General features: G+C 65.4%; 5 protein-coding genes and 1 pseudogene. 2 read left to right on the forward strand and 4 right to left on the reverse strand.

All coding sequences use genetic code 11. The features are described 5' to 3' along the window. Nucleotides 1-188: 188 nt before the first annotated feature. The 4 genes and pseudogenes from ACCQ03_RS13155 to ACCQ03_RS13170 all read right to left on the reverse strand — a co-directional run bounded on the left by ACCQ03_RS13155 (nt 189) and on the right by ACCQ03_RS13170 (nt 12,160). Nucleotides 189-1,772 (reverse strand): family 43 glycosylhydrolase, encoded by a 1,584-nt coding sequence (locus ACCQ03_RS13155; protein ID WP_209227230.1) that lies wholly within the window; start codon nt 1,770-1,772, stop codon nt 189-191. Next, nucleotides 1,769-6,119 (reverse strand): annotated as a pseudogene (locus tag ACCQ03_RS13160) (Ig-like domain-containing protein). The gene ACCQ03_RS13155 and the pseudogene ACCQ03_RS13160 overlap by 4 nt, the downstream one beginning before the upstream one ends. Before the next feature lie 404 nt (nt 6,120-6,523). Next, a complete protein-coding gene (locus tag ACCQ03_RS13165) occupies nt 6,524-9,340 on the reverse strand; it encodes a TonB-dependent receptor domain-containing protein (RefSeq protein ID WP_209227234.1) in 2,817 nt (938 codons plus the stop codon). A gap of 471 nt (nt 9,341-9,811) precedes the next feature. Further along, a complete protein-coding gene (locus tag ACCQ03_RS13170; protein WP_209227236.1) occupies nt 9,812-12,160 on the reverse strand; it encodes a glucosidase family protein in 2,349 nt (782 codons plus the stop codon). Between the two features lie 455 nt (nt 12,161-12,615). On the opposite strand from ACCQ03_RS13170, the gene ACCQ03_RS13175 reads away from it, so the two are divergent. Both ACCQ03_RS13175 and ACCQ03_RS13180 read left to right on the forward strand, forming a co-directional pair. After that, a complete protein-coding gene (locus ACCQ03_RS13175) occupies nt 12,616-14,187 on the forward strand; it encodes a S53 family peptidase (RefSeq protein ID WP_209227238.1) in 1,572 nt (523 codons plus the stop codon). 433 nt (nt 14,188-14,620) lie between these two features. After that, a complete protein-coding gene (locus tag ACCQ03_RS13180; RefSeq protein WP_057678878.1) occupies nt 14,621-15,691 on the forward strand; it encodes a DUF5694 domain-containing protein in 1,071 nt (356 codons plus the stop codon). Nucleotides 15,692-15,694: the final 3 nt, after the last annotated feature.

A 15,694-nucleotide genomic window follows, 5' to 3' on the forward strand; every position in this document is an offset into this window, starting at 1 on the left:
CGGGGCGACACAACTGCTTGCAATGTGGAGCAACGCACGTCAGCGCGCCTGAACCACTTGGGACACGTTCGCAAGGCATGCGCGGCCAGTGCGCGCAAGCCAGTTCGTTGTACCCCGCCAGTGCACTGCACTGCTCGCGCACCCTCAGCCATCGTTCGGCTGCCGCACGCGGTGCCTTGTCAGTTGCTTCACGGCGCATCGCAATGCGTGCTGTCGGCGGCTGTGGCAGATGGCAGCCGTTGTGGCTGTGGCGCCAGCACTTCCCATTCCTGCACTGCCAGCGCGGCGTAGCTGGCCGGGTTGCCGGAGGCGTCCATGACCACGCGCACGCAGCGCGTCGTCACCGGCGCGAACGACACCGCTTCATCGTGATCGGGACGCTTGCCATACCCATCGCGCGGCTGCACGGGCTGCCATCGCCCCGCGCTCCGGTATTCCAGATGCCAACGCGCCGGCGGTGCCACGCCGACGTCGGCACCGGCCGGGTGGTCGGCCCAGAACACGATGCGCGTGCGATCCACGGTGATCGGTTGCGCCCAGCTGTATTGGATCCACTGCTGCGATGGGTTGTGGTCCGTCCAGCTGCCCCACATCTCCGGCGGCAAGGGATTGGCCTTGACGATGCCGTCGTTGAGCGCGGCGATCCAGTACTGCACCGGGATATCCGGGCCATTGGATGCAGTTGCATAGGCCGACGGCGCTTGATTGCGCGTGGGCGGCGCAGGTGGCGTTGGACGCCGCGTCGGCACCACGGTGCGGATGCTGGCCGGCTGGGTGCTGTCGTCCCATTCCAGCCGGTCGATCGCCACGCTGCGGCGGAAATGCCCGCCGTGCGCATCGGCGGTGTGATACACCAGATACCACTGCCGCTGAAATTCGACGATGCCCGGATGCGAGGTGGTCGAGGACACCGGCCGCAGCACGATGCCGCGATATGTCCACGGACCCAGCGGGGTTGGCGCGCTCGCATAGGCAATGCAGGCGTGATACAGCGTGGGCGTGCATGGCGAAAGACGCCCGGCGTTGTTGGCCGAGTAGGCCAGATAATAGGTGCCGTTGCGCTTGAACAGCCAGGGCGCCTCGAAATAACCGTCCAGCGTGTCCACGCGGATCGGCGTGCCCTTGAAGCTGATCATGTCGCGCTGCAGCTCCACGCCGTACAACGCACCGAAGGTGCCCCAATACAGATACGCCCGTCCGTCGTCGTCGACCAGCACGGTCGGGTCGATGTTCTGGATGTCGTTGTGGCCCGGCACCGACTGCGAGACCACCGGACCCTGCGGATGCGCGTCGGTCCAAGGGCCGAGCGGACTATCGGCCACCGCCACGCCGATCGCGAATGGGTCGGCATTGGGCGAATCGCGCTGCTGCACCGGCGCATACAGGTAATAGCGCCCATCCGGGCCCTGCACGATCTGCGCCGCGTAGGCATGACGCTTGTCTGCCCAGGCAAAGACCTGCTGCGGCCGCAATAGATCGCGGTAGTGGGTCCAGTCGCCGCTGGCCGGATCGCTGCTGACGAACAGTTGCCAGCCAGGCATGACGAACGCATTGAGATTGGGAGCCGCGGTGTCGCGGCCGGCAATGATGTACAGCTTGCCATCGGCCACCAGCGGCGCAGGGTCGGCGGAATATGTGCTGCCGTCGGCGAGGATGGGATTGCCGGGTGCATGCAGCCGCGTTGCCTGCGGCGGCTGTAAGGCACAGGCCGGAGCGCTGGCCAGCAACAACCCGCACGTCACCACCAGCAACCGTAAAAACGTGCGCATCATGGCGCAGCCGCCTTGATCTGCACCAGCAGCGTCACCGACACGTGTCCGGTGGGTGCACGCCCTTGCGCGGTGCCGGTGAGCTGGAGTTCGCCAGGCTGTGCGTAACGCTCCGCTTGCAAGGTTGGCCATTGCACCGGCAAGCGTTCGCGCGAGCCGTCGTTGTATTGCACCGTCACAAAGCCCGGTAGCGTCGGTGCATGCCCAACCACCGCGCTCACCGTCGGCAACGGCTGCACGGTGTTGATCTGAGCCGGCGGCGTCGCGCGTACCCAGATGGTGGCCCTGACGGGAATCGCGCCTTCCACCAAGCCCTGCAGTTCCACCGTACCTTCGTGGCCCAGGCGGCTGGCGGCCAGCTCTGACCACTGCACCGCCACCGGCAGCACACTGCCATCGGCAAAGAACGCGGTGATCTCCTGTGGCAGCGTCGGCAGTTGCCCGGGAGCAGTCCGCAGATCGATCGTCTCCAACTGTTTGGGCAGATCAGACAGCGCCTGCCATTCGTCCACACCGATGGCGGCATGTCCGTCGCCCTTGGTCTGCGTCGTCAACACCACGCGCAGCCTGGTGGTTACGACCGGCACAAAGCTGGCGGTGCTCGCCGCACCTGTCGCCCCCGCGGCAATCGGGTAGCCGCTCTTGCTGACGATGTCCTGCCAACGTCCGTCCTGCAGCATCTGCAACTTCCAGCCAGCAGGCGCTGCCACCCCGCCATTGGGCTGGTCGTTCCACAGATAGAGCGTGCTCGACGACAAGCGCACCGGACGTGGCCATTGATACTGCAACCACACTGTCGCTGGCTGGTCGAGCCCATAGCTGCCCCAGCGCAGGCTACCACTGGGAAAGCTGCCCGGCTGCGGGATGAAGCCATCGTTCAAGGCCTGCACGCGGTATTGCATGCCGGTGAGTTGCGCACTGACAGCGGCCACGGCCTGCAACGGGATGCTCTGCAGCGGGCGCGAGGCGGCGGCGCTGACCTGCACATCGGCATGCCCCATCAGCGCCCCATCGTTGGCGACCAATCGCAAGATGTATTGCCCGGCACGGGTGAAACGTACCGAAGTCTGTAGCGCGGCGGCATCGGCAAACACCGCATCGCCACCTTCCGGGGCCTGCTGCACGCGCCAGCGCACCTGCAGCGTGCCAGTGGGCAAGCCGTCATCACCAACGCGGCCTTGCACCGCCACCGCGCCATCGGCGCCCGGCGTGTCCAGCTGCCATGCCTGCACCTGCGGCGGCGTGTTGCCCGCAAATGCCGGCGCCGGCAAGCCGCTATCGAACAGCTGGATTTCCTTGATGCCGGTGCGCGCCGTGCCAGCGTGCGTCACCACCACGCGCAGCGCGGCAGTGCGGATGGCCGGAAAGCGCACCCGATTGCGATTGCCCTCCGCCAGCGTGGCATCGCGGACCTGGCCGGGAACGTTCTTCCATCCACCGCTGCCGTCCTGATATTGCACGGTGTAGATCCACGGTGCCGCGTAGCCAGGCAGCGTTCCGGAGGGAAAGCCGTTCTGATCGCCGCCCGGCGACGAGCTGCGATAGAAGTACAGCACGACCTGATCCACGGTTTGCAGGCTGCCCAGGTCCAGCGCGATCCAGTCGCTGGCCGACGGCGAGCCGGCGGTACCCCAGAACGGCGTACTGGCAGTACTGCCGTCTACCGCCGCCGTCGCCGGCAAACCTGCGGCAGCGAAACTGGCGCTGACACGGGCACCCTCGGCAAGATCGCGACTGTGCGCGGGCGGCAGCGTCACATCCACACCGGCCTTGGCCAGGATCTGCGCGATCCGCGAGCCGGCCGCGAACGGCACCTGCGTCATCGACGCCAGCGGCGCGGGATGCGCTTCCAGCACCTGCGCGGTGCCATTGCGGTTGACCGCGTCCGGCGCGGCACTGACCTGGCCGCTGGCCGGGTCGTACACCACATGCGCCAACCGGTCCACACGGAACGCCAGGCGGCCATCCAGATAGACGCTATAGCCCTTCGGCAGCCGGCCACCGTAATGGCTGCCATCACGATCCCAGACGATGCTCAGATTGCGGTCGCGATAGCGCAGATTGTCGGCGGCGAAATGGTCCCAGCCGATATCGATCGGATACAACTCGATCTTGCCGTCGCTGCGCGGGCGAAAGCCCATCGCATCCTCGATCATGCTGAAGTTGGTCGCCCCCAGCTGGGTATGGTGGATCCAGGAGCGATAACCGATCTTGCCGCCGTTCTTGGCACTGCCCTTGGCCCAGAATTCGTTCTGGTCGGGGTAGCGATTGTCGCCATTGATAAAGGGCGCCCAGGCATTCCAGTACAGCAGCTTGCGGTAGCTCTGCGCGTTCAGATACGGGCTGGGGTAATCGCGCAGGGCCGAGCCGAATAGACGGAATGCCACCGTCGCATTGATGGTGGAAAAGTTGTTGCTGCCCACATCGGTGCCGCTGCCGCGCGCCTGCATGTCCACCTGGTTGGCGGTATAGAACGGGAACAGCGGGTATTGCGCTGCGTCGGCGAACAGCCGCAAGGCGCGCACATACTTGGGGGCGTAGTCGGAATCGCCCTGCTTGGGCATCAAGCCCACGCTGAACGGGTAGTAGTTGTTGGTTTCCTTCCAGTCGACCGCCAGCCGCGGCCCGTCGGCCTGGCGATGCTTGAGCAGATCGCCATACAGGCCAACTGAGTCGGGCGCGTCGCTGTGGTCCTGCCACAGCACGTCCAGCACAGCCTTGCGGATACGGCGCGCGGTGGCCTGCATGCGCTGCGCGGTAGCGGTGTCGCCCGCGAGCATCGCTGCCTGCGCCGCCGCCTGCGCATTGGCGTAGACGTAGGCGCTCTCGGTGCGGTCCATGCGGATCTGGCCGTGCTGGTCGGCCCAGTCGAACGACACCGCGTCGGCGTCGTTGCCGGTCATCGCCGCCCAGTCGTATTCGATCAAACCGTTGTGATTGAGATCGTAGGCCGCCAGTACGCCGTCCACGTCACCGCTGCCATAGCGTGCCAGCTTGCCCGCCAGCGCCGCTGGCCCACCATGGATCTGCATCGACCGCCATGCCGCGGCCGTGATGTATTGCGCATAGGAGTTGGACCAGTTCTCCGGCGAGCCGGGGTTGTCGGTGTACTTGCCACCGCCCGCGGTCTCGCCCGCGCTGAGCCAGGTGCCATAGGCGTACAGCGGATTGCGCAGGTATTTCAGATCGTCCAGGAACATCCCGGCGGTCAGCACGATGGCATTGTCGTAGCCAAGCACACCCTCGATGGCGACCGGGAACTGGTAGTCGTTGCCGGGGACGTTGGCATCGAGGAAGTTGAAGCGCAGCACCCACCAGCGATAGAACAGGCTCTTACTGATGTTCTCGTCGGGCGTATCCAGGTACGGCAGATTGTCCACCCACCAGCGGTTATAGCTGGCCACGTGCTGCTGGTAGGCCTGCTGCGGCGTCTGCGCGGCAATCCGCGTGTACTCGGCGCGGGCTTCGGGCAATTCGCGGGTAAGCATGCCGAGCTGCAGCTTGATTGCCGCCGTTTCGCCACTGGCAGGAATCTCCACATCGCGCACCAGCTGCTGCCCCTCGACGCGGAAGCCATCGCCGGACAGACGGGGGAAGACCGTCGTGATGTGGTTGTAGGCGTCGAATGCACCGGTCAACTCGTTGCCGTCGGCATGCTGGGCGATCGGCGACACCGCTTGCAGCGATAGCGTGTGCGCTGCGCCATCCAGACTGGACAGCACGACGCTGGCGACCGCCACGTTCTGCTCGGTGATGTACTTGACCAAGCGCATGCGCACGCCCGCGTCGGCATCTTCGAACACTGTGGTGAAATAGCTCGGCGTCTGACGCCGCTGCTGCGACACCTCCTTCCAGTGGATACGACGCTTGCCCAGCGTGGAGTGGATGTGGAACAGCGCGTCGTAGTCGGTGGCATGCCAATACGCCACCTGCCCAACGAATCCCGGCGCATCGGGCGCGTGATAGGTCAGATACGCGGCACGGCCGCGGGTAAACAGCCAGTCGTTGCGATCGTCGAAACCGCCGCCGGTTCCCTCGCGCACCAGCATGCGGTCGATCCAGAAATCGTTGCCCGGCACCTGCCCTGCCCCATGCGCGACATCGGCCGCGTAGATCCGTGCCAGTTGTCCGCCGGGCGCAAACGGCACCGCGCTGTCGGGCATCGGGTGGTCCAGCCCGTGGAACAGCGGCTCGCCGATCATCGCGTTGGGCTGGGCGATCGGCGCTTCCTGGGCGACTGCAAGCGGCCAGCCCAGCATGACGCATGTCCACAACAGCGCAGCAGCGCCGGGTCAAACGCAACCAGCGCCGGTGCCGCGCCAGGAACAACTTCCAGCGTAAATTCCTCATGCATCCATCTCATTAGCGTGCAAGGCAGCGCGATCGATGCGGCGGCTGGTGCGCATCGGACAATAAACAGCGGCGATACTCCCTATTGCATCGCAAGCGATGTAACGCAGCCGCCTCACTATAGTTGTTTGCGCCGGCAACACCTGCGTCAACACGAAGTGCAGCGATGCAATGCGAACCTTGCTGTGCGTCGTCTGCCGCCACGCGTAGCGATCGTGGCGACAGATGACGCGAACCGCCGGCCGCGCACCCACCGGCTGACGCAGGCCATGCAGGGCAACCCCAGCCTTGCGCCAACTTGGCGCGCCATTGCTCGGTGCGGCATGTACCGCGCGTCCACTGCGTTCCAAGGGCGGTGCGCCGTCTACGTTGCCTGACATCTGTTTGCTGCCTTGTTAGCCGCCCTAAAACTCCACGCGCAGCCGGCTCCAGACATACCGCCCGAGCGTGTCGTAGGTGCTCGCTTCGGTATTGGCCGCATTGGAGTAGCTATAGAACCGTGGCGGCTTGCGGTCGCCCAGGTTGTCGATGCCCACCGCCAGCGTGCTATGCAGCGATGCGATCTTCCGGCTCAGCGAGGCGTCGTGATACACCACCGAGCCGATTGGGAAGTAGGCGCAGCTACCATCGGCATTGGTGTCGACGCAGAAATTTTCGTACTGGCTACCGTTGACCGTGCGGCCCAGGTAACGGGCGTTCCAGCTCGCATGCCACGGGCCCTTGTCCCAGGCCAGATTGGCCACGGCGCGCCAGCGCGGCATGTTGCCCCAGCTGGAATTTTCGCCAACGTAATTATGCGAATCGCCCGCAAAGCGATAGCTGGAGAAGAACGTCGCATCCAGCCCCAGCGCAAACGTGCCCCAGGCAGTATCGGCCAGCGTGTAGTGAATGCCGGCATCGTAGCCGCGAATATCGACCTTGCCGCTGTTGTACGCGAACGGCACCGACACCCGCGTCAGCTGTCCGGTGGCATCGCGTTGAATCAGCGGACAGAAGGCGGCTTCGCTGCCGTCGAAGCAATCGCTGACCACCTGCTGATAGCCGACACCGCTCAGCATGTCGTCCAGCACGACTCGCCAGCTGTCCACGTTGAGCGACAGCCCGCGCAACCGATCCGGGGCGTAGACCACGCCCACATTGTAGGAGCGGCCACGCTCGGGCTTGAGCTTGAAGCCCACGTTATTGGCGCCGGAGGTCACCACGTTGAACTGCGCAGTGTTGGTGAAGCTGCCATCGTTGGGCACGTTCGCGCAGGCCGGATTCGGCGCGCCGGTCAAGCCTGTGCACGGGTCCTCGAAATCGCCGGTGTTGTCGACCACGCTGTTGTAGGGCGAGCCATACAAATCGCCCAATGCCGGCGCCCGGAACACCTGCGAGCCGGTGGCGCGGACCAGCAGATTCGCAATTGGCCGCCACTCGATCGCAAGCTTGCTGTTGGTGGTGCTGCCCCAGGCGTCGTAGTTGGAATAGCGCGAGCCCAGATTCAGGTTCAACACATGGGCGAACGGCACATCCTTCAACAGTGGCAGCAGCAATTCCGCATAGGCTTCCCTGACCGACTCATCGCGCCCCTGCTTGAGGATGCAGCCATCGTTGTAGTCGCAATTGCCATCGGCATCGGCAGCGGCCACCTCGCTCGTCGTGCCCTGCGCGAACGTGTTGGTGCGATACACCAGGCCGATGGCCGCCTGCACCATTCCGGCCGGCAGCTTGAACAGATCGCCATTGGCGCTGATATCGACAAAGCGCATCTGGCTTTTGTCAATCAGGTCCACCGGCCGCTGCGTGCCACGCAATGCGGCGATGGTGGCCGGGTCGTTGGGGTTGAAGACATTGATCGGCGTGCAACCGGCGATCACTGCGTCCGGCGCGCCGCACTTCACTCCTCCGTCGCTGTCCAGGAACGAAGCACCGACTGCGTTGTTCAACGCCGAGGTGATCGAAAAACCGGTGCGCACCAAGGTGTCCTTGTAGCGTGCATGGCCGGCCGCCGCATCCCACTGCCAACTGGTGCCATCCACGCGCCCGCGCAAGCCAGCCACGATATTGGTCTGGAACATGGTGGAGGTGTAGACGCGCGTATTGGCCTGCGGAGAGCGCAGATAGTAGGCGTCCAGTTGATCGCCGAACGGGTTGTAGTAGTTGTCTACCGCGTCCGGCATTTCCAGCCCGTAGGCATCCAAGCGCGAGACCGTCTTGCTGCGCGTCAAGAACACGTCCATGTAGCCCTGCACGCTGGGGTTGAAGTCGAAACTGCCGTGCAGCGAGGCATTGGTGCGTTTGATCGGGGTGATCAGGTACTGCGCGTCGTAGACGTTGTAGCTGTCGGTGGCGCGATTGTAGGGGCGAAACGCCTCTTCGCCGACCGGCCCCGGCGCGACGCCATCCACCGGCGTCAGCACGCGCCCGTCGGTCAGGAAGGCGCGGGTGTTGGCTCCGCGAACCTCGCTGACCTGCCCATCGAGATATTCCACCTGCTTTGCCGCATAACTGCGGTCGCGATTGAACACCGGGTTCATCGAGTTTCGGCTGAGCCCTACGATCAGCCTACCGCGGTCCCAGGTCTTGCCCCATTCCAGCCCGTGCGTGCGTCGATTGGCATCGCCATGGGTGCTCTGCGCGTAGTCCGCGGTGGCAGCGAATCCGTCGTATTTGTCCTTGAGGATGACGTTGACCACCCCGCCGATCGCATCGGAGCCGTATACCGACGACGCACCGTCGGTGAGCACTTCCACGCGCTCCACCATCGCTGCGGGGATTGCATTGACGTCCACGCCGGGCGCCGACGCCACGCTGCTGGCAGGCCCTGCCATGCGATGGCCGTTGACCAACACCAAGGTGCGCTCGGGCCCGAGATTGCGTAGCGACACCAGCGCGCGGCCGTGACTGAAGTTGGAATTGAGCGCGGGCCCGGTCTGGAAGCCGGCCATCATCGGCAAGCGTTGCAGCAGCTGCCCCAGCGTGCTCTGCCCGCTGTCTTCGATACGCTGCCGGTCGATCACTACGACCGGGCTGGCGGTTTCGGCGTCGACGCGGCGCAGATGGGTGCCGGTGACGTTGATCTGATCCAAGGTCTGGGTGGCATCGTCTGCGCCATCGCCACGCTGTTGCGCGGCGGCCGGCACGGCGGCGACCGCCAGTGCAAACAACACAGCGTTGACGAGCCTGGTGGTCTGCAAGACGCGTCGTTGGGGAGCAACAGCAGTGCGGCTGGACGACATCGGAAATCCTCGTGCTGACGCAGGGTACGGGCCACCTTCCTGCACGACCGCGCACGGCCAAGCCGCACCGGCACAGCGCACAGATGGAGGGATCGATCACGACAGAAACTGCACCGGCCTGCCGTCTCAGCGGCAGGTCTCTACGCATGCAAGGACGGCACCTGCTACGGCACCGCTCTCCCCTGAGAGCACACGTTGTGACACACGCGTTACGTTAAAAAAATCTTGCGACAACGGCACTGCGCCGTCTTGACGAATTTAGTCGGGGCGCATGCGGAAAATCGCGTGCTTGCGCCTGCTTTCGGGCATGCCTGGATTGCCCAAGCAGCGACATACCGACACGATCATCCGATGTGCCCTGGTCTCTACGATCGACTACAGCACCTGCATGCGATCAGCAAAGCGGCACTGTGGCACGCCATGTCCAGCAACACTGCAGCAAGGCGATGCTTGCGCATCGCGTCGCGGTTGTCAGACGTACCACGCCTGCACCTTCACCAGTGCAGCAGCACCGGGCAAGGCCACCCGATCCGCATGCGAGCCCTGCACTCGCGCCGGTTTTCCATCGACCAGCACGCGCTGCAGGCGTGTGCCTGCGGGCGTGCGCAAGGTGAGCCAGGTGCGTGCAGGTGCGCGTTCCGGCAATTGCACATCGGCACTGATGCAACGCGCCGCAGTGTCGGTGCGCAGCGTCAAGGTGACCGTGCCCCAGCGCGTTGGCGCTGCGGTGATGCCAACAGGCGCACCGCTGCCCAGCCACGCGCGCGGTACCGCACGCGCGAGAAACAACTGCTCGCCGGCGCTGTCGTCGCTGACCAGCATCCAGCGCAGCAGCAAGGGAATGGTCATCTGCGCCGGGATGCAGAACAACGGCATGCCGCCGGTGATGCCGCTGACTTCCCCGGCGGTCCAACTACCGCGCGTGTGCACTTGATAGCGATGCGCGTAGACGAACAACAGGTATTCTTCGATGCGATCCAGCCGCAGCAGTTGTTGCGCGTAGCCGTAGGAAATGAAACCGAGCAGATCGCGGCTGCCCGGCTCCGGCGGTGCGATGTTGGCCACCACGCCAATGCTGGTGCCGCCGTGGCCACGCAGGCAATCGATCACCAGGTGGGCCAGATCGTCCGGCAACACATCGGCCTGCAGCAGTTCGGCATATGCACGATGCGGCCATTGCTGTTCGCTGGGCTTTTCCTGCAGCAGCGATTGGCGGAAGGTCAATGTGGTCCCGGGCAACGGACCCACGTACGGCGGCGAAAGGTCGCGACGCACGTTGGCACGCAGGCTGGCCTCCAGCCGCGTACGCAGCTGCTTGGCGCGGCGTTGCCATTGCGCGGCCTGGCCGGCATCGCCATCGAGCGTGCTCCACACCTGTGCGATGTCTTCCCAGCCGCGAATGGTCAGCGCGCTATTGGCGAAATACGGTTTCCACCATAGCGATGGATCGGGAAACAGGCAGGCATCGGATTCGTTCCAGCCGTGCAGCAACCCATGGCCATGCGCCGTGCGCGGCAGTGCCAGCGCCTGGTCGTGCAAGGCGCACAACAGCTGCGCGGTGGCGGCGATCTTGGGCAGCACGCGGCGCAGCCGTGGCGCATCGCCGGTGTAACGCAGGTACCGCGCCAGCAACGACAAGGTGAGCCCGAACTGCCCGACTTCCGGCCCACGCATGTTCGGCAGGCCATCGTCCTGCACGAAGGCGTCGAAGTAGTTGTCGAGCACCGCCGCGGCTTGTGCAAAGCGTCCCCACTCCAGGTTGGCGTACAACGAGCTGGTAAAGGTGTCCTGAAAACCGTCGTATTCGTTGCCGTAGTAGTCGCGTTCCACCGCGCCATACTTCGGGTAGTCGCCGCCAGGGCGCACCACCAGCTCGCGCGCGAACGCGAACTGCGCCATGTCGTTCCAGCTCGCATCGGGAAACTGCGCCTGCACGGTGCCCTGCAGCGCCTGCTGCCAATACGCAGCGAAATCGATCAGTGCGGCGTAGAACTGTTCGGCCGTGGCGGCGCTGCGCGAGGGGGCAAATTCGGGGTAGCTGTTCGTGTAGTGCACCGCGACGATGGCGCCGGCCTTGACCTTCATGGTGCGGTGCCAGGTCTGCACCACGAAGCGGTCGCTTGCCCGCACGTCGGCAAACACCAGCACGTCGTACCAGCTGTCGGGCTCGCCCTCACGGCGCATCACCTTGCGCACCGCCGGCATCCAGCCGCCGAGCATGCCTTCTTCGCGGCGCTTGATCAGCGCTTCCTCGCCCAGCTCGGCGAAGGCTTGTTCCGGACGCGAGGTGCGGCTGCGACCGTTGGGGAGGATGGGCATGGTGTCCAGGCTTTCGCGTGTGCCCACAAAGGTGGTCCACGGCCAGCGGCCGCCGTTGTCCTTGGGGTCGAGCAAGGAGGCAGGCGGCGGCGCGGCATCGCGCACCTGTGCCTCGTCCGGGTCGCCGTCGCGCAGCAGGCGGTCGGCCAGCAGGTCGGCTTCGGCCATTGCCACCTGCGCCAGCGGCAGCCCGAAATACGGCGTGCCCCCGGCCGGATAGGCCGGCTCGGTGCGTTTGTCCAGGCGCAACATGCCGCTGTCGGTGCACAACGTGAGCTGGCCTTGCGCGTCGTCCAGATGCTCGTAGACCGTCCAATGCCGCTGCAGGTGGGTGAAGCTGCACAGCGTGCTGCCGACATGCGCGGCCGAAGGCAGCGGTTCCAGACGGGGCAGCGTCGGCGCCGGCAGCGTGCTTGCAGCCGACGACGTGGCCAGCGTGGCACCTGCACCGACCGCCGCGGTGGCCGCCACGCCCCGACGCAGAAAGGTTCTACGGTCCATCGTTACTCCCTCGAATGATCGTGGCCCATCGTGCGCGCGTTGCTGCACGGCGTCTTGTGACGGCGGTCAGACACCGGTGCGGAAATCTGCACATCGCCCCGACGCGTGGACCGCTGACGGTTGGGCGCGCGGCGGCCCTGAGTGCGCCAGGACGCTGGCCCCGCAAACCACGCGGCATGCTGTCGCAGGATTTGAGGCGCACGCGGGCGATGCTGATCTTGCTGCAACCGCTTGCCATTGCGTGCCATTGGCCGGTGGCCCAGCGATCGATGCGTCCGTGCTTCGTATTGCAGTCCATCGCACGCGGTACCCCGCTGCACGGACAACCCGCGCATGGCGTTGAATGCACACGCTGGCAGTCGTGCGCGCCGCGCTGGTCGCGCAGCACGCGGCGGCGACATTGGATCTGCACCAACCCACGTTGTCCCACCCACCTCGATGGAGTTCTCCCCCGCATGCACACGATCCTGGCCGGCAGTGAGCGCCGTACCGCCCCCTCCACCATCCAAGCCGGACGACCGCCGCAGGACGAACGCCTGCGCGTCCTGCTCGCGGTGCGGATGCCGGCATTGAATGCCGCTGCCGATGCGCTGCTGCAACTGCAGCCCGATACGCTACCGAGTGCATGCACGCGCGCGGAGTTCAGCGAGCGCTTCGCTGCCAGTGCGACCGATCTGCAGGCCGTTGCCGACTTTGCCGCCAGCTATGGCTTGACGATCGAGCACGCGCACGCAGACAGCGGCAATGTGATCGCGGAAGGCACCGTGCAGCAATGCGAGGCCGCATTCCAGGTCAGCTTGCGCGACTATATCGATGGCGCATTGCGCTATCGCGGACGCACCGGCCCGGTATCGATTCCACAGACCCTGGGCGGCATCGTCACCGCCGTGCTCGGGCTGGACGCACGCCCGCAGGCTCAGACGCTGCCCAGCGTGCCCGAGGCGACTGCCTCCTCGCCGCCCGCGATGCGGCCCATTGCAACGGCGGACAGTCAGGATGGTCCGATCATGCAATACACGCCACCGCAGCTGGCGCAGCTCTACGGCTTTCCCGAGCACGACGGGCACGGTCAATGCATCGGCATCATCGTGTTGGGCGGCGGCTATGCACGCGAACAGGTGGCGGCCTATTTCGCGCAGCTGCGCGTGCCCATGCCGACACTGGTCGATGTGCTGTTGCCCGGGGCCACCAATACCGTCAGTCGCGGCAATGCTGATGCCGATGTCGAAGCGCAGATGGATATCCAGATCGCCGGGGCAATCGCGCCGGGCGCCAAACTGGTGGTGTATTTCGCGCCCAACACCGACAACGGTTTTCTGGAAGCGATCAACGCCGCCATCCACGATGCAGAGCATTCTCCTGGCGTCATCGCCATCAGCTGGGGCTTCACCGAATCGCAATGGACGCCGCAATCGCGGCAGGCGTACGACTGTGCGTTTCAGGCCGCTGCACTGATGGGCATCACCGTGTGCATTGCCGCTGGCGACGATGGCGCCAGCGACGGGCAGCCAGGATTGAATGTCTGCTTTCCGGCATCCAGCCCGTTCGTGCTTGCCTGCGGCGGCACTCGGCTCCAGGTAACGGCCGACAGCGCCAACGAACAAGCCTGGACGAACGGCGGCGGCGGAGAAAGCAGGTTCTTTGCTCGCCCTGCCTGGCAGATGGGTCTGCGCATCACCAATGCGCAGCATCAGTCACGCCAGTTGGGCATGCGTGGTGTCCCCGATGTCGCAGCCAATGCCGATGCGCAGACCGGTTACTACCTGTTGATCAACGGGCAGCCCGCCGTGATGGGCGGCACCAGCGCCGCTGCGCCGTTATGGGCGGCCTTGCTGGCACGCATCTACGGCGCAAACCGCATGCAACCCCGCTTCGTGTTGCCGCGTCTGTACGGTCGACCGGGTGCATTCCGCGACATCGTCGCCGGCGATAACGCCGGCTTCCGTGCATCCACCGGCTGGGACGCCAATACCGGGTTGGGCGTGCCCGACGGCGCACGTTTGGCCGAGGCGCTGCGACCGGACTGAGTGTGGCATGGGCGATGCTGCAAGCAGCCATCACCGCGCGCGGAATGCCCCGATATCCGCGTACAAGCGCGGTGGCTGCCGCTCGCCTCGCTGCGTCGCTCCAGCTCCCCTGCAGGTTTGCCGCCACGCACGCTCAGGCCACTTGCATGCGGCACGTGCGACCCACCGTGGCCGACGTTTCACCACCAGGCAAAACCTCGCAGGGTGGGCGCACTGCCGCCCCTGCCATTTGACCGCATGACTTTCCGGCCGGGCCCGCCGCCCGCTGCCTCGGCCACACTCGCCGCACGTCCACCGCCGCAGGGTGCGCTTGCGGTGGCGCGGACACGATCATTCCACAAGGAGCGTCATGCAGACCCCAGTCCCTTGCGAACCGAACGGCGTCAACGCTGCGGCATCCCGTTCGGCCGTGACCGCGCCATGGCGACATCGCATGGTGTGCTCCGCATTGCTGACGCTCATCGCGCCCAGCGTAGCGCAGGCGCAAGTGGATCTGTCGCAGCTGGATGCGGAGATGGCCGCGCCACGCACGCAGGTGCTGGTACTCGGCAGCGTGCATCTATCGCAGGTGCCCAAGGGCAGCGACATCAGTGCCGCGCGCCTGCAACCGCTGATGGACCGACTGGCCGCTTACCGCCCCACCATCATCACCGTCGAAAACCTGTCTGGCGAAAGCTGCGATCTGATGCGCCGGCATCCTGCGGTCTATCTGCCCGAAGACACCACTAACTATTGTCCGGACACCGCCGACGCTGCGCGTGCCACCGGACTGGATGTGCCAGCCGCCGTTGGCCAGGTACGCAGCGCATTGAAGACCTGGCCGCAGACGCCCATGCCGGCACAACGTCGCCATCTGGCAGCGCTGTTCCTGGCCTCCGGCGACCCGTCATCTGCGTTGGTGCAATGGCTGCAGCTTGCACCCGCCGACCAACGTGCCGGCGACGGGCTGGATGCTGCGCTGGTTGCTCGCTTGCGCAAGGCAGAGGAGCGCCCCAACGAGAGTCACCAGATCGCCGCGCGGCTGGCGGCACGGCTTGGTTTGCAGCGTGTGTATTCGGCCGACGATCACACCGGCGACAACATCGATATAGGCGATCCGGTGTCCTACGGCAAGGCGATTCAGGCGGCCTGGGACAAGGCCGCGCCGCGTGCACGTACCATGCGCGAACACGAAGACCAGTTGGCAAGCGAAGGCAAACTGCTGGAGTTGTACCGCGCGATCAATCTACCTGCCAGCCAGCAGCTGGCGATTGCAGTGGATTTTCGCGCTGCGTTGAGCGAGGACTCGCCGGAGCACTACGGCTATCGCTACGTGTCCGGGTGGGAAATCCGCAACCTGCGCATGGTGTCTAACGTGCGTGCCAGCTTTGCCGACCAACCCGGCGCACGGGTATTGGCGGTGGTCGGCGCGATGCACAAACCCTGGTTCGACAACTGGCTGGGACAGCTACAGGGCGTGGATATCATAAATGCGGCACAGGTGCTGGGCACTGACGGGCAATGAGTT

It is taken from the genome of Xanthomonas sp. NCPPB 3569 (assembly GCF_041475645.2).
Classification (GTDB): Bacteria; Pseudomonadota; Gammaproteobacteria; order Xanthomonadales; family Xanthomonadaceae; genus Xanthomonas; species Xanthomonas phaseoli.